At 35.7% G+C, this 22,262-nt stretch carries 27 protein-coding genes; 10 read left to right on the top strand and 17 right to left on the bottom strand.

Going from position 1 to position 22,262, the window contains the following annotated elements; genetic code table 11:
- Positions 1 to 20 precede the first annotated feature (20 nt).
- From FNK51_RS23495 to FNK51_RS27355, 4 genes are all read left to right on the top strand, one after another.
- Complete coding sequence (locus tag FNK51_RS23495) at positions 21 to 998, top strand: NAD(P)H-dependent flavin oxidoreductase (RefSeq protein ID WP_141994868.1); 978 nt, start codon at positions 21 to 23, stop codon at positions 996 to 998.
- Positions 999 to 2,746: 1,748 nt separating this feature from the next.
- Positions 2,747 to 2,926, top strand: coding sequence for a hypothetical protein (locus FNK51_RS27365; RefSeq protein ID WP_286178848.1), 180 nt, complete (start codon positions 2,747 to 2,749; stop codon positions 2,924 to 2,926).
- Positions 2,927 to 2,961: 35 nt separating this feature from the next.
- Positions 2,962 to 3,168 carry a tyrosine-type recombinase/integrase gene (locus FNK51_RS27360; RefSeq protein ID WP_286178847.1) on the top strand — a complete coding sequence of 69 codons (207 nt, stop codon included), beginning with the start codon at positions 2,962 to 2,964 and terminating at the stop codon, positions 3,166 to 3,168.
- 140 nt (positions 3,169 to 3,308) lie between these two features.
- Positions 3,309 to 3,587, top strand: a complete 279-nt coding sequence (locus tag FNK51_RS27355; protein ID WP_286178856.1) for a tyrosine-type recombinase/integrase — start codon at positions 3,309 to 3,311, stop codon at positions 3,585 to 3,587.
- 570 nt (positions 3,588 to 4,157) lie between these two features.
- On the opposite strand, the gene arsC is transcribed toward FNK51_RS27355, so the two are convergent.
- The 3 genes from arsC to FNK51_RS23475 are packed head-to-tail and all read right to left on the bottom strand — an operon-like array spanning position 4,158 to position 6,275.
- Positions 4,158 to 4,577 carry an arsenate reductase (thioredoxin) gene (gene arsC / locus FNK51_RS23485; protein WP_141994867.1) on the bottom strand — a complete coding sequence of 140 codons (420 nt, stop codon included), beginning with the start codon at positions 4,575 to 4,577 and terminating at the stop codon, positions 4,158 to 4,160.
- A gap of 34 nt (positions 4,578 to 4,611) precedes the next feature.
- Positions 4,612 to 5,910: an arsenic transporter gene (locus FNK51_RS23480; protein ID WP_141994866.1), complete on the bottom strand. Its 1,299-nt coding sequence runs from the start codon at positions 5,908 to 5,910 to the stop codon at positions 4,612 to 4,614.
- A 17-nt stretch (positions 5,911 to 5,927) separates the two neighbouring features.
- Positions 5,928 to 6,275, bottom strand: coding sequence for an ArsR/SmtB family transcription factor (locus tag FNK51_RS23475; RefSeq protein WP_141994865.1), 348 nt, complete (start codon positions 6,273 to 6,275; stop codon positions 5,928 to 5,930).
- A 1,010-nt stretch (positions 6,276 to 7,285) separates the two neighbouring features.
- Here FNK51_RS23475 and FNK51_RS27350 point away from each other — a divergent pair.
- Positions 7,286 to 7,417, top strand: coding sequence for a hypothetical protein (locus FNK51_RS27350; protein WP_286178846.1), 132 nt, complete (start codon positions 7,286 to 7,288; stop codon positions 7,415 to 7,417).
- 153 nt (positions 7,418 to 7,570) lie between these two features.
- Here the strand turns inward: FNK51_RS27350 and FNK51_RS23470 are convergent, their stop codons facing one another.
- From FNK51_RS23470 to FNK51_RS23420, 11 genes are all read right to left on the bottom strand, one after another.
- Positions 7,571 to 7,885 (bottom strand): hypothetical protein, encoded by a 315-nt coding sequence (locus tag FNK51_RS23470; RefSeq protein WP_141994864.1) that lies wholly within the window; start codon positions 7,883 to 7,885, stop codon positions 7,571 to 7,573.
- A gap of 1,106 nt (positions 7,886 to 8,991) precedes the next feature.
- On the bottom strand, positions 8,992 to 9,273 hold the full coding sequence (locus FNK51_RS23465) for a hypothetical protein (RefSeq protein ID WP_141994863.1): 282 nt from the start codon (positions 9,271 to 9,273) through the stop codon (positions 8,992 to 8,994).
- 25 nt (positions 9,274 to 9,298) lie between these two features.
- The gene (locus tag FNK51_RS23460; protein ID WP_141994862.1) at positions 9,299 to 10,672 is read right to left on the bottom strand and encodes an FAD-dependent oxidoreductase; all 1,374 of its coding nucleotides are present in this window, start codon (positions 10,670 to 10,672) and stop codon (positions 9,299 to 9,301) included.
- A 52-nt stretch (positions 10,673 to 10,724) separates the two neighbouring features.
- Positions 10,725 to 11,180, bottom strand: a complete 456-nt coding sequence (locus FNK51_RS23455; RefSeq protein ID WP_141994861.1) for a MarR family winged helix-turn-helix transcriptional regulator — start codon at positions 11,178 to 11,180, stop codon at positions 10,725 to 10,727.
- Between the two features lie 56 nt (positions 11,181 to 11,236).
- The gene (locus tag FNK51_RS23450) at positions 11,237 to 11,422 is read right to left on the bottom strand and encodes a hypothetical protein (RefSeq protein WP_141994860.1); all 186 of its coding nucleotides are present in this window, start codon (positions 11,420 to 11,422) and stop codon (positions 11,237 to 11,239) included.
- Between the two features lie 22 nt (positions 11,423 to 11,444).
- A complete protein-coding gene (locus FNK51_RS23445) occupies positions 11,445 to 11,930 on the bottom strand; it encodes an arsinothricin resistance N-acetyltransferase ArsN1 family A (RefSeq protein WP_141994859.1) in 486 nt (161 codons plus the stop codon).
- Positions 11,931 to 12,249: 319 nt separating this feature from the next.
- Entirely contained in the window at positions 12,250 to 13,329 is a 1,080-nt protein-coding gene (locus FNK51_RS23440) for a copper resistance D family protein (RefSeq protein ID WP_286178845.1), read from the bottom strand.
- Positions 13,326 to 13,862 (bottom strand): copper resistance CopC family protein, encoded by a 537-nt coding sequence (locus tag FNK51_RS23435; RefSeq protein ID WP_098372352.1) that lies wholly within the window; start codon positions 13,860 to 13,862, stop codon positions 13,326 to 13,328. The genes FNK51_RS23440 and FNK51_RS23435 overlap by 4 nt, the downstream gene beginning before the upstream one ends.
- Positions 13,863 to 13,871: 9 nt before the next feature.
- Positions 13,872 to 14,492 (bottom strand): class I SAM-dependent methyltransferase, encoded by a 621-nt coding sequence (locus FNK51_RS23430; RefSeq protein WP_141994858.1) that lies wholly within the window; start codon positions 14,490 to 14,492, stop codon positions 13,872 to 13,874.
- 168 nt (positions 14,493 to 14,660) lie between these two features.
- Positions 14,661 to 15,098 carry a disulfide oxidoreductase gene (locus FNK51_RS23425; RefSeq protein WP_141994934.1) on the bottom strand — a complete coding sequence of 146 codons (438 nt, stop codon included), beginning with the start codon at positions 15,096 to 15,098 and terminating at the stop codon, positions 14,661 to 14,663.
- Positions 15,098 to 15,781, bottom strand: coding sequence for a DsbA family protein (locus tag FNK51_RS23420; RefSeq protein ID WP_141994857.1), 684 nt, complete (start codon positions 15,779 to 15,781; stop codon positions 15,098 to 15,100). Before FNK51_RS23420 ends, FNK51_RS23425 begins: the two co-directional genes overlap by 1 nt.
- A 233-nt stretch (positions 15,782 to 16,014) precedes the next feature.
- On the opposite strand from FNK51_RS23420, the gene FNK51_RS23415 reads away from it, so the two are divergent.
- The 5 genes from FNK51_RS23415 to FNK51_RS23400 all read left to right on the top strand — a co-directional run bounded on the left by FNK51_RS23415 (position 16,015) and on the right by FNK51_RS23400 (position 20,217).
- Positions 16,015 to 16,335, top strand: coding sequence for an ArsR/SmtB family transcription factor (locus FNK51_RS23415; protein ID WP_098372355.1), 321 nt, complete (start codon positions 16,015 to 16,017; stop codon positions 16,333 to 16,335).
- A gap of 41 nt (positions 16,336 to 16,376) precedes the next feature.
- Positions 16,377 to 19,034: a heavy metal translocating P-type ATPase gene (locus FNK51_RS23410; RefSeq protein ID WP_141994933.1), complete on the top strand. Its 2,658-nt coding sequence runs from the start codon at positions 16,377 to 16,379 to the stop codon at positions 19,032 to 19,034.
- Positions 19,035 to 19,194: 160 nt separating this feature from the next.
- On the top strand, positions 19,195 to 19,488 hold the full coding sequence (locus FNK51_RS23405; protein ID WP_141994856.1) for a YolD-like family protein: 294 nt from the start codon (positions 19,195 to 19,197) through the stop codon (positions 19,486 to 19,488).
- Positions 19,489 to 19,645: 157 nt separating this feature from the next.
- Complete coding sequence (locus FNK51_RS26770; protein ID WP_181762326.1) at positions 19,646 to 19,816, top strand: hypothetical protein; 171 nt, start codon at positions 19,646 to 19,648, stop codon at positions 19,814 to 19,816.
- Positions 19,817 to 20,022: 206 nt separating this feature from the next.
- A complete protein-coding gene (locus FNK51_RS23400; RefSeq protein WP_141994855.1) occupies positions 20,023 to 20,217 on the top strand; it encodes a hypothetical protein in 195 nt (64 codons plus the stop codon).
- Between the two features lie 648 nt (positions 20,218 to 20,865).
- Here FNK51_RS23400 and FNK51_RS23395 read toward each other — a convergent pair.
- The 3 genes from FNK51_RS23395 to FNK51_RS23385 form a co-directional block, all read right to left on the bottom strand.
- Entirely contained in the window at positions 20,866 to 21,078 is a 213-nt protein-coding gene (locus FNK51_RS23395; RefSeq protein WP_098372358.1) for a hypothetical protein, read from the bottom strand.
- Between the two features lie 171 nt (positions 21,079 to 21,249).
- Complete coding sequence (locus FNK51_RS23390; protein ID WP_098372359.1) at positions 21,250 to 21,444, bottom strand: hypothetical protein; 195 nt, start codon at positions 21,442 to 21,444, stop codon at positions 21,250 to 21,252.
- Between the two features lie 186 nt (positions 21,445 to 21,630).
- Positions 21,631 to 22,152, bottom strand: a complete 522-nt coding sequence (locus FNK51_RS23385) for a hypothetical protein (protein ID WP_141994854.1) — start codon at positions 22,150 to 22,152, stop codon at positions 21,631 to 21,633.
- Between the last annotated feature and the right edge of the window lie 110 nt (positions 22,153 to 22,262).

Here is a 22,262-nt window from a genome sequence, read left to right as displayed (position 1 = left end):
AAATGAGAGGGGTATGGCAAATGAAAACAAGAATTACAGAATTATTGGGGATTGAATATCCGATTATTTGCGGCGGGATGTTTCATGTTGGCCGAGCCCCGCTTGCAGCCGCCGTTTCAGAAGCGGGGGGACTAGGCATCATAACTTCGAAAACACAGGTGACACCAGAAGGTCTACGTGATGAAATACGCAAAGTGAAAACTATGACCAAGAAGCCCTTTGCTGTCAACCTGAACCTGTTTCCAAGTCAAACGGCAACTCCGAATGATGAGTTCATCGATATTTTAATTGACGAAGATGTAAAAATTGTTGAAACGAGTGGCCGAAGCCCAGAAAGTTTAATGCCCAAACTTAAAGAGCACGGCTTTACCGTGATACATAAGGTAGCGAACATCAAAAACGCAATGTCGGCTGAGAAATTAGGAGTCGATGCCATTATAATTGTAGGGAATGAAACAGGCGGACATCCAGGCATGGGGGATGTAGGAACGCTTGTCATGCTCCCTAGAGCCGTTGACTCCGTTACTATACCAGTAATAGCAGGCGGAGGATTTTCGGATGGCAGAGGCCTGATTAGTGCCTTGTCACTCGGTGCTGAAGGTATCGTCATGGGGACTCGCTTTATGGCAACGCAAGAAGCACCGATCCATGATAACGTGAAGCAGTGGATGGTATCTGCCAATGAAATGGATACGGTTGTCATCCAACGGAATATAGGCAGTCCGTCACGTGTAGCATTAAATGCAGTCAGTAAAGAAGTTGACAAACTTGAAAATGAAGGTGCCACTATAGAGGAATTGATTCCACTGATTACGGGACAACGAAGCAAGAAAGTATACTTTGAAGGAAATTTAGACGGAGGAATCTGGTCTTGCGGTCAATCCGTAGGACTGATAAAAGAAATATTGACCGTCAATGAACTAATAAAACAAATCGTCCAAGAAGCAAAAACCTCGTTCGAATTCATCCAAAGCCGTATCGAATCCATTCGAACATGAATAATGTATCAGGAACATGAGATCAAGTGCTATTTCGTGTTCCTTTTTTGTCTATTAGACATAAGGTTGAAGGAAAAACTCGTTTAATCGAAACTCTAACGCGAAATGCCCCTTCAAATAAGAAAAAAAGGTACATAACTCATCAATAACTTGCTAACCAACTTTCCTCAACTTCTTAATAAAGACTTTTGTAAAAGAACCAAAGAAATAGGTAATCAACATTTCGTGATTAGAGTTTACATAACATTATTATTCCGTTTTATAAAAATATGTTGTCATCTCGCATTAACTTATAATCTGCCTTGATTTGTGAAACCTTGTAATTCATTTATATGTAAAAATCGACTTTTACGAATTACATATAAATGAATTACACCCATTATACCAAAGAACTGATTGCTGAAGGTAGGAAGTGTTTTTTAACAAAATCAATTTGAAGGTTTACTTTATAGCCTTTGGCAGCTTCCTTGCAATTATGAAAGCAGTTCCTTAAAATCGTAACCTTTACTTAAAAATAAGTTTAAAAACAGGCGGATTGTTCATCATTTATTAAAGGTTATTCATGAAATAGGCAGTTATAAGTTTAAAGAGAGATTATATTGCTAAATAGAGGACCCTATAATCACTTTCAGGAAGAAAAAGCGGAAATTTCAAGATAAAAACCCTTAGAGTTGTTATAAGGGAAAATATATTAATATAACTTTTTAGAAGTGTTAACCCGTGATTTTTCTCATATTGCCATATATTATATATATCAGAATAACAAAATTGGTAAATCAGGTCAGTTAAGCGTAATGTTTTGAAAACTATAGAATTTCAAATGAGCAACTTGAATAAAAAGATTAGAGGGGTCTCAGCAGAGCGGCGTTATTTTTATTAATAGAAGGGGGGAATCGTTTATTTACTTCATGTCTATATCTTCATACACAACAACTGAAGATTTATCCAAATTCTTTGTATCGAGAAATACTGAAACCGGTTTTTACATGAAGGAAAAACATAATATAGATTAGAATTAATACAACAAAATGATTTGAGATCCTTAGAGTCAAATGACTAAGTATAATAAATAATAAGTGAACTAAAACGATTAAGTGATTAATCGTAAACAAACAAAATAGACAAAAACGAAAAATGTTAGCCATTAACAGATAAATTACGATTGAGAATAAAAACCTGAAATTTAATTGACATTTGAGAATTAAATATTATGGGACTTAACTCATTGTGAAATTAGCTTAAATCCAAGCAAAATTCACTGCCAATATTTAATCCCAATATAAAATTGAAGATCAATCATTTTTTTCTAACTAAACGTAACAAGATTTACTTAAAGTATTAGTTAACAATGAGTAATTAGATAAAAAGATAATAATAAATAATTGTGCAGATAATTATAAAAATTTGCATTTCGTCTCACTAAGTTAAGTATTCTTAAGATATGAGATAAAATTAACAATAAAAATATAACTTCCTATAATATATATTATGTAAACTAGATACAAACATAATAGTACCAAGTGGTCTCAGCTTCAAGTTCCCATAAGATTCATTGTTGTCCCCTAACTTGGCTCAAGTTGACTATAATATTCAATGCTGCTTCCGATTAGTCGGTTAGTACTCATAATAAATGGATTCGAACATAATTCCTTGGGTTGGACAGAATAATTCCCAAGAGGAATGATAATTATGAATTACGTTCAAGCTTCGGATGATTATCTCACTTAGAAGTTGAGAAAAATTACTCCTTGAACACTTTAACTAGTTACGCATTCGATTTAAAGCTCTACGGTGAGTTATTAACTGCTAACAACCGATCATTAGACTTAGATGAGCTCACGTCGTCCAGTGTGCGTCGTTTTGTGCAAGATCAGTCATCAATCATAGTATTAAGCCAAGAACGCTACAACGCCGCATTTCGTGCTTAAAATCATTTAGTAAATATTGTCTAAAAGAAAATTACATGAAGTCTGACTTCACAGCAGGTATTCAAGCACCTAAAGTCGATAAGAATTTACCTGAATATATGACCTTACAGGATCTTCAAAAGTTATTTACCTATTTAGAGCATGATCCACGACCCCAAAGAATTAGAAATGAATTAATGTTTAAACTACTTGGAACAACAGGAATGAGACGTCAAGAATTAGTGGATTTAACATGGGAGTAAGTAAATTTAGAAAATCAAACGATTTTAGTTCGAGGAAAAGGGAGAAAAGAACGCCTCCTTCCCCTTCATCCCATTGTCTTTCCGTTATTTCAAGACTATAAAGAACTCTTTTAAAGCAGCAAAAACATTATAGTGAACCAATCTTTTATAATCAAAAAAATAAGCCTTTAAATCCGCGTGGATTGCACAAAATATTTAAAGAGGTTTTAGAACGAGCTGGTTTACCCGCTCACCGATTCTCTCTGATCCATTTGAGGCATACGTTTGCTACCTTACTATTGCAAGAAAACAAAGATAAAGTGGATTTAAGAACGTTACAGGAATTATTAGGCCATGAAAGTCTTGCTACTACGAGTATGTACACCCATATAGATTTTGAACAGAAGAAAAAAGCCATAAACAGTTTTTTTATTAGTTAATTAAAAGTTACCGCTGAAAACGGCAAAATAGATGCCGTTTTTTGATTATGTTAACAACTTTAACCTTACATCTTTCCACTTTAACAACTGTTCTATGATTTGTTGTTGAACAAGACTATCCGCGTCCGAGGAAATATAAAATGGACCAGCCTGCTACCAGAGCATATTAAAATGCTTCGGAACTACTTTCACAAGGAATATTATGACGTCCCCGATCTTGGTTAGATGAACAGCAATTGAAAGAAATGAATAGTTAATTTGAAGAATGCATGGTATATCCTTCCCGCTTTCCTTTACGGTGTACAATAATGGCTCGGTGTAAACCATTTTCTGAGTGTCATTTATGAATATAGATGTGTACATAGGCTTCTCTTTGGAACTACAAAAGACGTGAAATGATTATGAAGCCAGGCATGCAAAGTTTATATATTGGTCACAAAGGACGAACAGAACATGGCACGATCAAAGATTTCCACTTTCATCATTTGTTCTCTCCCCTTCTTATATAATCATTTACTTATGCTATGGATAAAACGAAAGCCGAGTGATTACTCGGCTTTTCAGTTTTATTTATACTCCCGTTTTAGAGAAACGTTCAATTCTTTCTCCGATTTCATCACGAACACGTTGGAAGGTCGCCCATTTTTCTTCATCGGTCCCTTCCGCTCTTGCTGGGTCATCAAAGCCCCAATGTTCACGTCTCACATGCGGTGGCGTCATGGGACATTTGTCCGCCGCATCGCCACATAATGTGACCACAAAATCGGCATTATTTAAAATGTCAGGGTCAATGATATCGGAAGTTTGATTGGTAATATCCATTCCAACCTCGTTCATCGCTTTAACAGCTTTCGGATTTAACCCATGTGCTTCAATTCCTGCACTTAGAACTTGCCATTCGTCTCCTAGATATTTCTTACCCCATGCTTCAGCCATTTGACTTCTGCACGAGTTACCTGTACATAAGAAGTAAAGTGTTTTTTTAGTCATGTTGTTTCTCTCCTTTATGAGTAAAATGATGTGTTTAGTGAATAATGTTCAACCATATATATAGGCCAACTAATGTGATGAACAATGTTGGGATGGTTAAGATAATACCCGTTTTAAAGTAGGTTCCCCATGAGATTTTCACGCCTTTTAATGAAAGGACATGCAGCCACAATAAGGTAGCCAGAGAACCAATCGGTGTAATTTTTGGTCCCAAGTCCGAACCGATGACATTGGCATAAATAAGGGCTTCCTTAATCGCGCCCGTTGTATTCGTGTCGGAAATAGCCAGAGCGTCTATCATGACCGTCGGCATGTTATTCATAAGCGATGAAAGAATAGCTGCGATGAATCCCATTCCGACAGTAGCAGCGAATAATCCTTGATCAGCCGTCACTTGGATTAGGTCGGCTAAAATGTTCGTCAATCCAACGTTTCTCAATCCATACACCACGACATACATTCCAATGGAGAAGAACACAATCGCCCATGGTGCGCCTTTTACAACGGTCTTGGTATTTACAGCTGGACTTCTTCTTGCCATACCCAAGAAGAAAATGGCGATAACACCTGCAATGATGGATACAGGAATGTTGAAAAATTCACTGATAAAATAGCCTACCAACAGAACACCTAAAACAATCCCAGACAGGCGAAACATTTTTACATCCCGAATGGCATCGACTGGCTTCTTCAATTGAGCCATATCATAATTCTTCGGAATGCTCTTTCTAAAGTACAAATATAATACCAGGATGCTAGCTACTAATGAAAACAGGTTGGGAACGATCATTCTAGATGCGAACTCAATAAACCCGATATCAAAAAAGTCAGCAGAAACAATGTTGACCAGGTTACTTACCACAAGCGGTAAGGATGTAGTGTCCGCAATAAACCCACTCGCGATGATAAATGGGAAGATCATTCTCTCTTCCAACTTCAAGTTTCGAACCATCGCCAATACAATCGGAGTTAAGATGAGCGCGGCTCCGTCATTTGCGAAGAACGCAGCGACTAGAGCTCCGAGAATGCTCACATACACAAACATCCTAACTCCATTTCCCTTGGCCGCTCTCGCCATATGTAGAGCTGCCCATTCAAAGAAACCAATTTCATCTAAAATTAAAGAAATAATGATAATAGCAATGAACGCCAACGTCGCGTTCCATACAATCCCCGTAACGGTAATTACATCGTTGAAGTCAACAACTCCAACGAGTAAGGCAAGTACCGCACCCCCGCATGCTGACCAGCCGATTGACAATCCCTTGGGTTGCCAAATGACGAATGTCAACGTCAGCAAAAAGATGATACTCGCTAATATAACTGTACCCACTGATGTTCTCCTCCTCGTTAGTCACAACAAATTCGTTTTCCTTGTGCTGTTAATTTTTCTACTTTAAATGCTTGACTTGGCAAGTCCTTGATAACCGTTTGAATAAATGAGTAATACGAGGATGCTTGGTTTAACGAGTAAAATATCCATTGTCCCCTTCTCGCTTCATTCACAATTCCGCTATCTTTCAACTTTCTTAAATGTTGGCTAATAGCAGGTTGGCTCATATCAAACAGGTCTACAAATTCACAGACACAACATTCATGTTCAGACATAATTTTCACCATGGTCAAACGTGTTTTATCACCTAAAAGTTTAAGAACGTTTGCAGTACCTTCTATTTCCAACGCTTCATTCGTTTGCATGTTATCCCTCCTAGCCTAATTGAATATATAATTAAATGCTTATGTGGTTATTCAATATCATTGTATAAGCATATTCTTATTTAATCAAGGCTTAACTATTCAACAAAATAATTTTTTATTTTAGTCTGCTTAAAAGATGGTTTCAAAATATCTCCGAGCCTATTAGCCCCCTTCAAAGACTTGTTTAAGGGTGTTGTTAATTTTCTTGATGAACTAACGGGTGCGTTAGCTGAAGAACGGAGCTGTCTTTAAGGCAACTTTTTCTTTATGCAACTAACGGGGCAGTATAGTTCCATAAGGTTTCATTCCTTTTTTGGGTTAAAAACGAGTGAATTGAAACATCATCGGGAAACGTATAAGAAGAAACTATAAAAAAGGAATTGAAGGAAATTGGCACAGTATTACTCTTTACTAATCTTGTCATTTGTAATGCTTGTGGGGATGTCGGCTTATTTTTGGCATTTTTATAAATTGAAAAAAAAAAACGGAGATTCGTATAAGATACCGATCAAGGACATTTTTGGAGTCGCCTTTTTATTTCTCCTATCAGGATAATGTTTCTGATTGTGAGGTCGTCATATTCGATATTACAAGAGGGGGACATACAGAGGCTAACTTTGGAAAGCATAGCATTATGTTTCCTAAGAATTATCAGGGTGTAGAAGAAGGTACTACTACTGTGAAGTAGAGTATTATCAACAAACTGAACAAGGAAAGACATTGAGAGTTTATCAGTCAAAAGGCGGAATACTAATAAATGAAAAATAGTGTTTCTTAATCAACTAACGCAGTGTATTCGTACTGTGAGCTCTAAGTAAGAGCCATATTATTAAAATGATGAAAAATATAAAACGACTCCCTATCCTAATAATAGTTTTTTCAATTTACATATTAAAATTTCTCTTTTTTGTCGCTGGTAGTTTTCTCTTTAAAAAATATGGACTTTAACATTGAGTGGAACACCAGAGTTTCGTTCACACCATTAAAAACAAAAACTGAGGTGGAGTTTAATGTATGATACATGGATTTCTAGTCATTTCATAAATACAGCGTTCTTCCCTGTTTTAGTGCTTGGTGTAACGATAATAATATCAGCTAACAGCTATCTTTGTTCATTTCATGGATGGCTAACGGGTGCATAAGTTGAAGATCGGAGTTGTCTTTAAGGCAGCTTTTTCTTATGGAAACTAACGGGGCAGGATAATTCAGTAACGTCGCATAAGACATATAGTGAACAATTAAAAAAAGACAGTGTACCACTGCCTTTTTTTGTATGGGTTAAAGAAAACGAAGAATTATTTAATCATATCTAGTGAAATTATTCTATGTTTTAATTCTGAATTCATATCTAAAACACCTATCACAATTTGATTATCTTCCGTCAATGTTATGTATCTGAAATAATCATCATCAGAAATCAACAAATCGGTGTCATTCGTCGTTTTTTCCATTTTGGCAAATACATCTACTGTGTACTCAAGGTGAAAAAAATCATCAAATCCCTTGCTTGAGCTACCTACCCAGGTATAAAGAAAATCTTTCAGTGTGATTTGTTCAATCCCCGATAATTGTTTCTTGAATTTTAACTTATCTACTGTAACGCTTATCATCTTTCATCACTCCTTAACGAGTCTTAATTATATATATTGAAGTCTCCTCCAACAATGCTATTTGCGTAACAATCCGTTTACAGTTTAGTTACTAACGGGCAGGTTTGTTGAAGAAGAATGTCCATATTCTACCTAAAAGCTAAATGATTGTTTTCTGATAAAATGATGTGAATTACAGCCTTTTAGGAGGAGAAAGATTGGATGCTTTGGTTGTTGGATATATGAAGATTGGTTTAAAATCCTTATAGAACTAACAGGTTTCTATTATATAAATGAATTTGAGCTATGATTATAGCTCTTTTTTTATTGGTACTGAAGTCTAATTAAAATTATATAACTTATCTACTATGGATTATTTTACCCTTATGAATAATTACTCTTTATTGTTATTATTTAAAGGTTCGAATTATTTTAATATGATATCGTTAATTCACCATTAAGGACTGTGATTTACTGTGAGAGCAATAAATAGAATTAACTTAGTTACAAAGTTATTAATTTTTTTAATTTTTGCTTCCGTTAATACATATATTTGTTTTTTTGCAAAAGACAAAACAGAAGGCATAGTTACTGCGTGTATAGGTAGCTTTCTAGTGATAATAGTTGTAACTATTGGATTTCTTCTGAGGAAGAAGTAAAAGTGAGGAAAAAGAGATGGAGTTAAATGCTATAGCAAGGGGATGTTGGTTCGTAATCATTATTACATATTTTGCCCCTATGATTGAAAATATTTGGTTGAGTTTTCTTTTTGTTTTTATCTCCATTGGAATGGGTTTTTATCTATTAGAGAAAATTCCTTACTTGAAGAAGACGATACCAAAGAAAATAGGTTGGATCATAATGCCTTTGTTTTTTGTCTTAATCATTTTACCAGATTTGTTATGGGTAAGGAATTAAAGGTGCGTTATGTGGTATACCCCATAAGAAGTGTACAAAAACACGTCCAAACCGTACAACCTCCAACGGGTTAATGGGGGGCGTAAAAAACAAAAAACGGACTTTCGAAAGTCCGTTTTTCATGCACCCGTTAGTAACTCCACTTATATTTAAGGAGTAAAAACAATGGATTCCTTATATTTTCTTCCTGATGCTTTCTTACCATTTTTTTATGTAACAGGTTCATCTTCCCAAGGTACAAAACATTCCAATTCTTCTGTTTTTTCCTTAACTAGAAAGTTTGTAAAACTAAAGGTTTGACCAGCGTTCATTATCTCATTCTCCACTTGTGGTGCTAGCCCAAACATTTTCTTGTTACTTGGTTCATTTCTAAAAGCCCCAATATTAACGTTGTATGCTTTTTTGCTTTGGTTAGTCACCAACAAGCTATATACTTCGTATTTCCCTTTTTCTCTTTGTGCTAAGTGTTTATCTTTGGATGGTTCCAGCAATTCAACTTTCCACTGTTCCGTTTCTTTAGCAACAAGAATTCTTTTTAATTTCCAATCTCTCTAAAACAGGACTCCCACAGCAAGAACTATCCTTAGTTTCAGTTGCTGGGGTATCAGAGTCGCAGGAGCTAGATGTCAGGTTCACACTGCAAACTCCTGTTTCAGGCAGTTCCAAGTGTACTTCTTTTGCTCCCTCAATATCGCCAGTAAGATAAGCCACTACCGAACGGATTTGTTCGTAGCCTGTCGCCAGTAAGAATGTAGGTGCTCTTCCATAACTCTTCATGCCAACAATGTAGAAGTTCTTTTCAGGGTGCCGTAATTCTTGTTCACCATGCGGCCGCACGGTTCCACAACTATGAATATTAGGATCAATTAACGGAGCAAGCGCTTCTATGCTTTCCACAGCTGAATCAAGGTTTATCCTAATTTCATTTAAAAAGGATATATCAGGTCTGAAACCCGTACTCACAACGATTTCATCGATATCACCAAGTGTGAATACTTCTCCGTTTAGTTCCCCCACCACAGTGATTTGACCGTTTGTTGGATACACTCCGTTAATATGAAAGGGAGTAAGAATATGGATTCGTCCAGACTCCACTAATTGCTGAATTCTTATGCCCAATTCTCCACGAGCTGCCAAGCCATCGTTTTCTTGCCCGCCGTACACTTCATGGATCTGTTTTTTACGAAGACCCCAGTAGATCTTTGTATCGGTATATTGTTGCTGTAAGGTTGCCAGATCCAATAAGGCATTGATGGCAGAATGGCCGCTTCCGATTACCACGGTGGTTTTATTTTGATATCTGTTTTCTAATTGTTCGATGTTTGGGATGCCATAGTGGATTTGTTTGTGTAATTGTCTCTCCGCATTCGTCCAAATTCCATTTGAAAGGATCGGGTTCGGATTGGTCCAAGTACCTGATGAATCAATCACTGCTTTCGCTTCAATGGCTGTTGTGTCACCATTCACTTCTACATACAGTTGAAAGGGAACAGTGTCTCGTTGTCCTGTTTTTAATTTATCGTGAGCCTTTTTGGCAACACCGACTACTTTTGCTTGTAACATGATGTTTTCCTTCATTTCTGGAAGGTTACTTAGCGGCAGAAGGTACTCTTCTACCAATTCGCGACCTGTCGGCAAAGCTTCTTGGTCAGGTGACGTCCATCCAGCGTTCTCTAGTAATTCCTTTGCTGCTTTATCGATGTTATACTGCCACGGAGAAAACATTCGAACGTGTCCCCACTCCAACATGCTCGAACCAACGGAATCCCCCGCTTCCAATACGATAAACTTCTCCCCTTTTTTTAGTAAGTGAGCGGCAGCGGCCAGCCCCACAGGTCCCCCACCTATAATTGCTACGGGTAATGTACTATTATCAAATTGGACCATCATTATTCCCTCCTATATTTTAGTTGTAATTTGCAAGTATTTTCGAAAAATTATACTACCCCCAAGGAGTAGTACAACATACGGAAGACTTCAACATTCGATCATTAAGCAATTGCAGAGAACGCACGACTGATTCCTTTTCAAACTCATTCATCGTTTTGAAAATCTCATTCAAGTAATCATTCATTTGTTGGTCGATGGTTTGATTGGTTTTCACGCCTTCATCGGTCAGAGAAAGAATAGAAATTCTCCGATCTTCCGCATCAGGGGTTTTTGTGACTAAATTCAATTTTATTAGGGATTGGATTTGTCGACTGAACGTCGTAATATCCGTTCCCAATGTTTCTGCAATTTGCTGGATGGAAGCCTTATTTTGTCGATGTATTTCATACAGGATATGGCTTTGAACAAGGGATATCTCAATTCCATCAGCGCTGCAACAATTTTTATTCAATAATCCAAAACGTCTAGTTAAGAGTTGGAAGAGACCTCTAAGGTTTTCATTTTCCATTACTTTCACCTCTCTTTATTTATACGTAAATTATTTGCATTTTGCAACTATTTGATTCAACTATTTTTTTTCATGAAATTTCGGTAAGTTTGCTCGCCATAATAACACGATTTGCCTTTAAAAAAGTTGGTTTCAATGAATTCTTTTGCCTTTTCCACCACAGGTTCACGAGAAGCTAAAACCAGCTTGAAATAGGCATCAAAATAACCAACAGACAATACGCTTGAATGATTCACTGTCATAATCCTCCTACCCCCTAATTGTTTACAGTAATTTCTCCATAGCCATCACATCGACAAATTCCCCATCTAAAATTCCCTGGTTCTTAAATACTCCTACTTCGCGATATCCCCGTTTTTTGTACAATCCTTGACCCATCTGGTTAAAGGTAAAAGTGAATAACACAATTTTATTGAAGTCATTTTCTTTTGCGAGCTTTTCGATTGATTGCAGCAATAAACCGCCAACTCCTTTTCCTCGATGATCTCTTGAGATATAAACTGATAAATCGGCAACCCCTTTATAAGCACTACGATTGTTATATGGGTTCAAGGAAGCCCATCCAACGATTTCTCCTTCTTGGTCAGCCACAATTACCTTATATCGTCCAATGTGCTTGGCAAACCATTCTTCCATGTAAGTTTGGTCCTTCAGTTCTGTTTCTAACGTGGCAACCCGATCCTCAATCCCTTGATTGTAAATTTCTTTGATGAAATCTATGTCCGCTTCCATCGCTTCACGAATGATCATACCTTTCCCCTTCTCCTTTCACTTGTAAAAGCAAATTATTCATTACAAATATTCTATATCCAATTTATAATACCAATACTTGCAAGTTGCAAGTATAATTTAAGTGATACAAACATTACGTTTTCACTAAGTCATAAATGGGGTTCCTCGTTTTTAATTAATACGAGTAAAAAGAGCAATGCAATTTACTATTTGAATCACATCGTTCTTAATGTTACTTTTATAGTTCTTATTTGTTTATATGCAAAAAAACCTCAGCAATTGCCGAGGTTTTATAACGGGATTAGGTTAAATTGCTTATAAGTGAACTTTCTACTTTTTATATGGAAATGGACAGCATCAACCCCATATATAAGGCCGCAATAAAACATATTCCGAATACGAGTCCTAAATAGGGTTTTGCTTTTCTAAAGCTTACAACAATCATCGTCAAAAATAAGATGGAAATTATCATTAACAAGATGGTTTGAAGAGATGGGATGAACTGTATGTACAATGGAGCAATAATATCTTTGCTTAATAACCATTCTACCCAAGGAGAGGCACCTTCTGAACTTACTGTAAAATCAATTTCATGAGGAGGCATGAGCGTCCCTAATACTCCTGTAAGATAGAAAACAATCATCAGTAAAATGGTTTCACCTATTAGCCAAGGACGTGGGTTAAAAGATGAAAGATACAATGCTTTTTTTACAAGATAACCGTTAACAAATGCAAAAGCGATAACAGGTATGATACTTATGTGTTTAAGAAGCAGCATCTGCCCGTAAGGCAGCATCCAAGATTTCATATAATCCTGTGGTTCCACAAAAGAAAACATTATGATAAACCCACTTATTAATATGATGACTAAACAGGCAAGAGCAAATGGTGTAAACCATCGTAAAAACCTTAACCAATTGGACTGTTTCTTTGAGAACCAAGAAACATGGATGAGTATGCCTGTCCATAATGAGACAATAAGGAAATGTGTCGTGTGAGAGAACAATCCCGACCAAAATGACAACGATGCACTATGGCTTGCATAGCCCACTCCAAGGAACATTAGAAATAACAACAACGCCTGTACATATTTTGATCCTTGTACATGGATGGTCATCCATAATAACGTCGCCATAAAACTAATGAAAGTCCAGGCTTTTCCTACCTGAAATTCAGTAAAGGCGGACAGGGTAGCTTGTTGTAACCCAATACCTTCCTTAAAAAAGGAGATAACTTGAACAATGGGTCCTAATGTAAAAATAATAATACCCAGAGTAGAAAGAAGCAAAACAGGTTTCGGTATCCTAATTACTGGTTTTTTTTCTTCTGGTACAAATTGTAGTGCCACATGCCCCGCAAGAATCGAAAACAATATATAGTTTCCTAATTCAGCAAAAGGGATAAGTATATTCATCATTTACGCTTTTTCCTGAACATCAAAGCTACACCCAAGCATAAAACGACTAAAAGAATTACGGTGATGATGGTTGTTACTGAATTGGATGAGGTTTGATTTTCCTTTTGCACCTCTCCTTTATCCTGCTGTTCATTTTCTTTGTTAGCTGCTTTTGGTTGTGCCTCTTCTTTTTCTTCTTGCATTTGTTCTATTTGTACAGTGAATGAAACCTTGCCAGAAATGGGATGACCATCCTCCCCTGCAATAGTCCAGTCAATGATATACGAACCATTTTCAAGAGGGGCAGAAGGTGACCCAACCATTTTCTTGTCTTGTACCTGAACTTGAGAAAGGGAAACCTCTTCTCCATCTTTCATTAGTTTCATGGTGCTTAATTCCTCGATAGATCCTGCAAAGTCCAGAACGATTTCATCCAGTTCCTCGGTAACCATTTGCCCCTCTTTAGGATTGGAGGAAGTAAGTTCCGTATGTGCATTAGCTATGGTAGGAATGCATATAAACATGCACATCAACATAAAGAGTATCTTTTTCATTTTTATGATCTATCCTTTCTTGTTAGCTGTTATTTTTCTATACAACCCATTCATCATAACATCCTTATCCTCTATAACTTCGCAGGTGTTTTCGACAATTTTGTAAACGTTATAAAAGTCCATTCCGATATCTGTTCCCATTCCTTTTAGTATGGGACGGAATACTCTCTGCCCCATCCTTATTTTTTTTCCTTTTGGTACAAACTTATCAAACACCAGAAATCTGCCATTCTTCTTTAATACTCTTACCATTTCTTTTATTGTCATTTCCGCATCAGGTACCACCGTAAGTATTAAGTTGGCAACAATAAAATCAAATGTTTCGTTCTCAAAGTCCATTTGCTGTGCATCCATTTCTCTAAACCTTATGGATGAATCGGCATATTTCCCTTGTGCCTGTTTTAACATATCACCCGAGTAGTCAATAGCCGTAATCTCATATCCCTTATGGAGTAAGTATGGGAGGTCCGCACCCGTTCCAACACCGACTACAAGAACTTTACTTCCCTTGTCCAAGCTAACTTCATGAAAGATTTCTTTTCTTGCTTTTAAAAATAATCCAGCGTTAAAGACATAATCGTAAATAGGCGACCAACATTTATAAATAAATTTATTCCACTTGTTATTCATCGCTTTCCCCTCCTATCAAAATAGGCTCCCTCGATGGGAGCCCTCTGTTATTTGTCTTTTAATCTGAGAAGTTAGAACTCGTAGGTTGTTGAGTGTGACAATTAGAGTAGCGCCCATATCTGATGAATGCTTTTTCAAGCTCTTCCCCCTATCGGATCGCCTTTATCTTTAATCTTTTTTTGGTTTTTTTATCAAAAGCATGAACACGATAATCAAAGAAAAAGCTGATAATGCTAAAAATGGAATCGTGATAAAGCCAAGCCAGTTAATATATTCTGCACTACAAGGAACACCATTTACACATGGTTTTAATTCGGCAAAACCTGGAACTTTTTGTTCAAGGTAGTGGAAAAGAGAGATACACCAACCAATTATCGCCATTGGTAGTATAAATCTTTTTACCGAAGCGTCATTTTGAAAAGTTCCAATTCCAAGAATTAAGGCTAATGGGTACATCAATATACGCTGATACCAACATAGTTCACAAGGAATAAACCCTCGAATTTCACTAAAATAAAGACTTCCCAACGTAGCCACAACAGAAACTAGCCATGCCATATAAAGAAATAACTGTGTATTATTTGACCTTCTTGCAGCTTCTTTCATCATTTACTTTCCTCTAACTCTTTATCTATAAGGCTTTGAATCTTTTTATAGTCAAAGGGGTCTTCAAGCATCGTACCGTTTAGCATGATACTTGGTGTAGATTGTACTTTAAACTCTTCAACTAATTTTTCATCCTTATTTACTTCTTCTAAACTCGTTTGGTTCTCTAAATCGTTTTGTAATTGTTGTACATCAATCTCAGGAATAGTCTTAGCTATTTCTAAAATTTTCTCATTTGTTATCCATAATCCGTCGTGATTCTCACTTGGTTGTGCTTTAAATAACTCTTTATGGAATATCCAATAACTTTCTGGATTTTGTTTATATACTGCTTCTCCAGCCAATGAACCTAGCTTGGACTCATCCCCATGAAATAACACATTTATATACGAAAACTTCACTTTGCCCGTGTCTACATAATCACTCATTAATTGTGGATAAATTGTTTCCCCCAAAGCTTTACAAGAAGGGCATTTAAAATCACCGAATTCCACTACTGTTATCGGAGCATCAGAATCACCTAACGTAGGTTGACCTTCTATTGGTGGCTGTTTATCATAAGTTGTTTCACTATTTGCATTAGACTTCATTTTGTTAATCGTAACTAATGCAGCCAATAAAACAAATACAGCTAATGTTAGAATTACTGCAATCTTAAATGGTGAATTTTCTCTTTTCGTCATCAGAGCACCTCTTTGAAACTATTTTCTAAACTTATAAACTTATCTTATTGGATACTTTAGAGTTAAATAAAATGATTAAACGCACAATACTCCCATTACCTTTTAGTCATTCAATAAACTCCTTTTCATTAATTATGTAATTATTTAATATTGTTTGACACACATATTAGGCGTTGCTAATATGATAATAACAAAACACATTAGCTCTGTCTAATATGTTCGGAGGTAAATATATGCAAAATATTGATATCGATATGAAAGTTAAACTAATCCATGGATTTTCTAATAAAACAAGGATTCAAATTCTCGAAAGTATAAAAAACGAAGAAAAAACGGTGTCCCAAATTGTAGAAGAGATTAGCGGTAATCAATCTAATATCTCTCAACATCTTGCGTGTTTAAAAGGTTGTGGAATTATTGTGGGGAGGAACGAAGGAAAATACAGCTATTACAGTTTACGAAATCAACATATACGAGATTTATTAACGATGTTTGATACAGTTCTTGGAGATGTTCAAAATGATGTTGCATGTTGCGATCGTCATATAGATTAGGGGTGATTAAATTGGATGAACAATGTTGTGGCTCAAATAAAATGAATGAAAATAAAGAGGAAAATGGTTGTAGCGCTTCTGATAAATCAATTGCAAAACTAGAGAATTCAAGTTGTTGTTCAAGTAACAATATTTCAGTAGATGGTATTAATCCATTACCTATTTTAATTCAAGAAAAAAATAATTGTTGTAGCATTTATTCATCGAAGGAAACCGTCAATGAACTAGAAAAAATAAGCTGTTGTAGCCCTTCCCCTACAAGTGACAAAAAGCAAAAAAACAATGCTTGTTGTAACAGTGAAACAACAGAAAATAAAATTACCGTGAAAACAAACCGTTGTAGTAGTAATAATCAACCGACAAAAGATACAATCTCGAATTCTCTTCCTCCTGGCGAAAAGATGGCATATAGAGTGCATGGAATGGATTGTCCTGCATGTGCAAAAACCATTGAAAAAGGTTTAAGCACATTAAAGGATATAGCTGAAGTAAAGGTTAATTACAGCACAGCGAAAATGCAAGTTGCAGCCAGTAACGCTGATGCCTTTATCCCGATTGAGAGTGAAATCAAAAAACTCGGATTTTCTATTGAACCTTTAAATCAAAATGGTAATATAAAAACATTTGAAATTGAAGGAATGGATTGTGGTAGTTGTGCTAAGAGCATTGAAAACCACTTAAATACCCTTCCATCCGTTAAAAATGTCAGCGTTAATTTCTCGACTGGAAAAATGAAAATCGAACATTCCAATAGTGTTGAAGATATTATGACTGAAGTTTCTAAAATCGGATTTAAAGCTTCCTTACCATCAAACAATCAGTCGATACAGACTCATAAAAATAAAAACGAAAATGGTTTAGTGATCTTATCTGGTGTACTAATAGTTCTTGGCTTTATCGGTTCATTTAATGGAGTTTCTACAATGATGTCCTCAATACTTTACGCCATTGCAATGGTGATAAGTGGGGCTAAGCCAGTTAAAAGTGCATTCTATGGAATAAAAAGTCGTTCACTGGATATGAATGTCCTAATGTCTGTTGCGGCTATTGGAGCTGCTCTAATCGGTGAATGGCTTGAAGGTGCCACCGTTGTTTGGTTATTTGCAATCGGCAATTTACTACAAACAAAATCAATTGAACGAACAAGGAATTCGATTCGTAATCTTATGGATTTAGCTCCCCCTGAAGCTTGGATCTATGCTGGCTCAGAAATCATTAAAAAACCAGTTGAAGAAATAAATGTCGGTGACATTATCTTTGTTAAACCAGGTGATAAAATCCCATTAGACGGTGAAATTATTCAAGGTGAATCAAGTGTAAATCAGGCACCTATTACAGGAGAATCAATTCCTATCGATAAGAATATTGGTGATACAGTATACGCAGGAACTATAAATGAAAATGGTTCTCTTGAGATTAGGGTCACTAAGTTAGTGGAAGATACGACTATATCAAAAATTATTCACTTAGTTGAAGAAGCACAAGAACAAAAAGCACCAACAGAAGCATTTGTAGATAAGTTTGCAAGTATTTATACACCTGTTGTATTTATTTTAGCAATGGCAGTTATGGTTGTACCTTCACTCCTTGGATTTGGCACTTGGGGAGAGTGGTTTTATAAAGGACTTGAAATACTAGTTGTAGCTTGTCCTTGTGCTTTAGTCATTTCTACTCCTGTTGCGATCGTATCAGCTATTGGAAACGCCGCAAAGAACGGAATATTAATTAAGGGCGGAACGTTTTTAGAAAAAGCAGGTGCCATCACGGCCATTGCATTTGATAAAACAGGAACTTTAACGGAAGGAAAGCCTAAAGTATCAGAAATTAAGACGATAAACGTATCAGAAGAGACATTACTGTCCATAGCATTAACACTAGAAGGTTTCTCAACACATCCTATTGCAAAATCGATTGTTCGTTACGGCAACGAAAAAGGAATCCAACCTAAAAATGGTGAGTTATACAAAAGTATTGTAGGAAAAGGCGTTCAAGCTACAATTCAAGGAGATATTTTTTACGCAGGTAATCTAAAGCTATTCGAAGAAATGAATGTATATTTAGAGGATATAAAAAAACATATTCATGAAATACAGAACAAAGGGAAAACAGTAGTTATAATAGGGACACAAAATCAAGTTATCGGGATTATTGCTGTTTCTGATACAATACGGGACACTTCAGCATCAGCTTTAGAAGCATTAAAACAAAGTGGAGTTAATCAAACTGTCATGTTGACTGGAGATAATGAAGGAACCGCTAAAATGATTGCTTCAGAAGCGAATGTTAATCGTTATTTCGCAGAATTATTGCCAGAGGATAAAGTAGATGCCATAAAGAAATTACAAAATGAAGGTCATAAGGTGGCAATGGTTGGAGACGGTATTAATGATGCGCCAGCACTTGCAACAGCAGATTTAGGTATCGCTATGGGTGGTGCAGGAACTGATACCGCGATGGAAACAGCTGATATTGTTTTAATGGCTGATAATCTTGATAAATTATCTCATACAATGAAGTTAAGCAAAAAAGCTTTAACGGTTATTAAACAAAATATTTGGTTCTCTATCATTATTAAAGTCCTTGCGTTGGTCTTTATCTTCCCAGGTTGGCTTACACTATGGATGGCTGTATTAAGTGATACAGGTGCAGCCTTAATTGTTATTTTAAATGCAATGAGATTGTTAAAATTTAAAGAATAGATATTTATGAGATGTTTCTTGATAAGAAACATCTCATTTTTTTATAATTAGAATTTTTAAGAAAAAACTGCTTTAAAGACAGCTTCGATCTTAAGCTAACAAATCGTTAGCCATCTACAAATCGCATCTGTTCAGAGGTAATATTAAATGGACCAGTCTGATGCTACCTGAACTTATAAAAATGCTACGGCATTATTTTGGCGAGGAATACTACGATGAACCCGAACCCGTATTGGATGAACAATACCTGGAAGAGATGAATGATTTAATTGCTGTTTCGATGGAGTTTACTTTTCCGATTTCCTTTACGCTTTACAAAAATAATCGACTGAGTAGCGTAGAAGGATTGGTACATTATGTGGATCAAATGAACGGACATTTAAGAGTAATTAATGTGGACGAACGAATACATAGCATACCCTTTTCAACTATTATGGGAGTGAAAAAGATATAAATTATATTTTGTAAAATAATTTACTTTGGTGCAGTAAATTTGATTGTAAAAATAAAAATAAAGAGTATTTAAAAAGAACATAATCGAGAAATTCCAAATATATAATACTTCTTAACAAAGCATCCCCATCTCAGCAAAAAAGGAGATAAAAACAACTATGAAAAAGGTGCATACTTTTAGTTTGTATATCTTTGGTATTCTGTTGCTTTTTTTGCTTTTGTTAATTCTTTTGGAAATTAAAAAATTAGATGAGGGAATTTTCCTTCAAGGCATAGAAGAAAAACTCTTTTATATAAATGAAGGAATACAAGAGATTACTACTGATTAAAAGCATAATTTCCGCAGCACTCCAGAAAAAATATTATCAGCGACAATTGACTGCATGGTTCATGAGGACTAATCAACTTGGTTAGTCCTTATTATTTTCATTTGGTGAGTAACTTTTCTCATCACATATTAGCTGGAATAAAGGTTTACAACCCACACATGGTACCTCATTTAAGTAACAGAATATTATGAGTAAGAGGTGCTACGATGAATAAAATTTTCATCCCTCATGCAATCACCACTTTGACAAGACTCTTCTTCAGTTCAACTGCACTGAATGAATACTTAGCGATGAGAACCGCCCAATTCTACATTGAGGACCTGAAGTTACTACAAGACGTCGAAGCAGTTTCCTTGGCAATAGAAAATAAACAAGCGTTCGCTTTATTGTCTAAATTTTAATTTATTTGACTATAAAGCTGCTGAAGAAATTGAAATCGCACTATCCGTCATTGGTTATACGGAAGCCGAAATGATTGAAATGGTTAAGCAGTTCCCAAGGTAACCATGAATATGGAGGTGACCATGTGATAAAGTTGCGAATCATTTTAACAATTCCGTACTTGTTATTTGCAATTTTCTTATTCGTGAGAGGAGACATTCCAAGTTACTACCTTCTTGTAATAGGGTTCTACGCACTGTTTTGTTCCTTCCTTCTGGACTTTTTGGATAAAAAAAGGAAAAAATGAGTCTTGGGTATACCCTGTTTCAGGGTATACCTCACCCATTGACCGCCACCTTAAGCCATTCCTATGCAATTATCCTGCACGATAGTTGCATAAAGAAAGAGCTGTCTTAAAGACAGCTCCAATCTTAAACTAACGCACCCTTTAGCCATCCATGAATCGCAAAAATCGGCGATTCACCACAAAGAATGAAAATGGTTAGGAAGTGTCAATACTGATACTGACCTTAATCCAGTCAACCCTAATCCATAGACTAATTAATTAACGCTCTCCCTCTTTTTTTAAACGATTGAGCAGGGTCTTCTTAAGTATTGTCATTTTTCATTTTTAAAGAAACTTATTTTCATGCTAGTTGTATAACTATTTATTTTCCAAAGAAAAAGAAATACAGTGCTAATAAATATATACAAATGTATACCCAAGAACCCATTATCAAGAAAAAATTAAAACACCCTTTATTTTTTCTATTTAGTATTACATTTAAAATAGCCACTATTACCACTAAAATATATAAAGGTGCTATCGCTAATTTTGAGATAAGTTCTGGAAAGGGCATTTCCATTAATTTGTCATCCACATTACCTCCCCCTAACTTAAGTCTAATATTAGCCTAATTATCTAATTCCTTGTTCAACTAACCTGCCCCGATAGTTCCATAAAGAAAAAGCTGCCTTAAAGACAGCTCTGATCTTCAGCTAACGCACCCGTTAGTTCATTAAAGGAATTTTAAAATCACCTTTTAACATCTCTAAACAACAAAGATGACTGCAAGTCCTGTAAAAGAAGCAATACTTAAAAACAACATCATTCCAAAATCCAGTTCTTTTATCTCTTTAAAATGATCCCGTATCAAATAAATTAAAGGTATTGCAAAAAGTGTTGGAATAACCTTACCTGCCTTACCAAAAATATCAGTAAAAAAAATACTTTCCATTGAACCCATTACTAGACCACTTAAAAGAAACAAATAAAAAAAACATAAGAAAACTCGAATACTAGCACCTCCTACAAATTACCCTACTTTTTCTGTTACCGTTCTTCAACTAACCTGCCCCTTTAGTGCCATAAGAAAAGGTTGCGGCAGCAACCCTTTGTTAAACTATCGACCTTTTAGTTGAAGAATGGTTAATTAAAACTTAATGTTTAATAATTCTTTCATTTCAAGAAGAACTTCAGAATGTTTTTCTTTTGATAAATACATCATTTTCTGTTCTGCTCCATTTGTTTCTTGCTTCTTTCCGTTCGGTTCTTGAAACATAATCCTTCCATCACTAAAAAAATTTATAGTGTATACTTTGTTATCCATGGTTTCCTTATCGGATAAAACAAAAAAGTAATTCCCTTTTTTATTTAATTCTTTACTCTTCTCCAATAACTCCTTATTAGGAGGTTGCACAACTTCCATTTTGTTCACTTTTTCTATAAAAGCCTGTATTTCATTAATATCTGTAATGACCTTTGAAGTTGACTGGGAAGTTAGCCCGTCCTCATCAACACCTTGCACTAATAAAGTTGTATATTCATCTTCATTAGGTATCTCCAAAATTCCACTTTTCGTTTTTGTAGTTTCTAAACTACAAGCATTTAAGAATATTATCATTAAAATGCACATAGAAAATATCTTGAAAATCCTCAAATTTAATCCCTCCATTTCTTCCTTCTACAATATATGTAAATTGAAAAAGTATCCATATTTAGTGAACTCCCTCAGTTTGATGCGAATATCTCTCGAATGCTCACTTATTCGCAGGATTTCATAAC

This window comes from Bacillus sp. B4EP4a, assembly GCF_006680105.1.
Lineage (GTDB): Bacteria > Bacillota > Bacilli > Bacillales > DSM-1321 > Peribacillus > Peribacillus simplex_E.
This window is presented reverse-complemented; position numbering and strand designations above follow the sequence as displayed.

Coding starts and splice junctions, on each gene's coding strand:
- FNK51_RS23460 (WP_141994862.1), bottom strand. CDS start 10,672: ATGATGGTCCAATTTGATAATAGTACATTACCCGTAGCAATTATAGGT.
- FNK51_RS23425 (WP_141994934.1), bottom strand. CDS start 15,098: ATGAAAGAAGCTGCAAGAAGGTCAAATAATACACAGTTATTTCTTTAT.
- FNK51_RS23430 (WP_141994858.1), bottom strand. CDS start 14,492: ATGAATAACAAGTGGAATAAATTTATTTATAAATGTTGGTCGCCTATT.
- arsC (WP_141994867.1), bottom strand. CDS start 4,577: ATGACTAAAAAAACACTTTACTTCTTATGTACAGGTAACTCGTGCAGA.
- FNK51_RS23455 (WP_141994861.1), bottom strand. CDS start 11,180: ATGGAAAATGAAAACCTTAGAGGTCTCTTCCAACTCTTAACTAGACGT.
- FNK51_RS23390 (WP_098372359.1), bottom strand. CDS start 21,444: ATGGGTTCAATGGAAAGTATTTTTTTTACTGATATTTTTGGTAAGGCA.
- FNK51_RS26770 (WP_181762326.1), top strand. CDS start 19,646: ATGAAAAAGGTGCATACTTTTAGTTTGTATATCTTTGGTATTCTGTTG.
- FNK51_RS27360 (WP_286178847.1), top strand. CDS start 2,962: ATGAAGTCTGACTTCACAGCAGGTATTCAAGCACCTAAAGTCGATAAG.
- FNK51_RS23445 (WP_141994859.1), bottom strand. CDS start 11,930: ATGATCATTCGTGAAGCGATGGAAGCGGACATAGATTTCATCAAAGAA.
- FNK51_RS23470 (WP_141994864.1), bottom strand. CDS start 7,885: ATGATAAGCGTTACAGTAGATAAGTTAAAATTCAAGAAACAATTATCG.
- FNK51_RS23475 (WP_141994865.1), bottom strand. CDS start 6,275: ATGCAAACGAATGAAGCGTTGGAAATAGAAGGTACTGCAAACGTTCTT.
- FNK51_RS23450 (WP_141994860.1), bottom strand. CDS start 11,422: ATGACAGTGAATCATTCAAGCGTATTGTCTGTTGGTTATTTTGATGCC.
- FNK51_RS23400 (WP_141994855.1), top strand. CDS start 20,023: ATGAATAAAATTTTCATCCCTCATGCAATCACCACTTTGACAAGACTC.
- FNK51_RS23385 (WP_141994854.1), bottom strand. CDS start 22,152: ATGGAGGGATTAAATTTGAGGATTTTCAAGATATTTTCTATGTGCATT.
- FNK51_RS23435 (WP_098372352.1), bottom strand. CDS start 13,862: ATGAAAAAGATACTCTTTATGTTGATGTGCATGTTTATATGCATTCCT.
- FNK51_RS23410 (WP_141994933.1), top strand. CDS start 16,377: ATGAATGAAAATAAAGAGGAAAATGGTTGTAGCGCTTCTGATAAATCA.
- FNK51_RS27350 (WP_286178846.1), top strand. CDS start 7,286: ATGTATGATACATGGATTTCTAGTCATTTCATAAATACAGCGTTCTTC.
- FNK51_RS23495 (WP_141994868.1), top strand. CDS start 21: ATGAAAACAAGAATTACAGAATTATTGGGGATTGAATATCCGATTATT.
- FNK51_RS23440 (WP_286178845.1), bottom strand. CDS start 13,329: ATGATGAATATACTTATCCCTTTTGCTGAATTAGGAAACTATATATTG.
- FNK51_RS23415 (WP_098372355.1), top strand. CDS start 16,015: ATGCAAAATATTGATATCGATATGAAAGTTAAACTAATCCATGGATTT.
- FNK51_RS23420 (WP_141994857.1), bottom strand. CDS start 15,781: ATGACGAAAAGAGAAAATTCACCATTTAAGATTGCAGTAATTCTAACA.
- FNK51_RS23405 (WP_141994856.1), top strand. CDS start 19,195: ATGCTACCTGAACTTATAAAAATGCTACGGCATTATTTTGGCGAGGAA.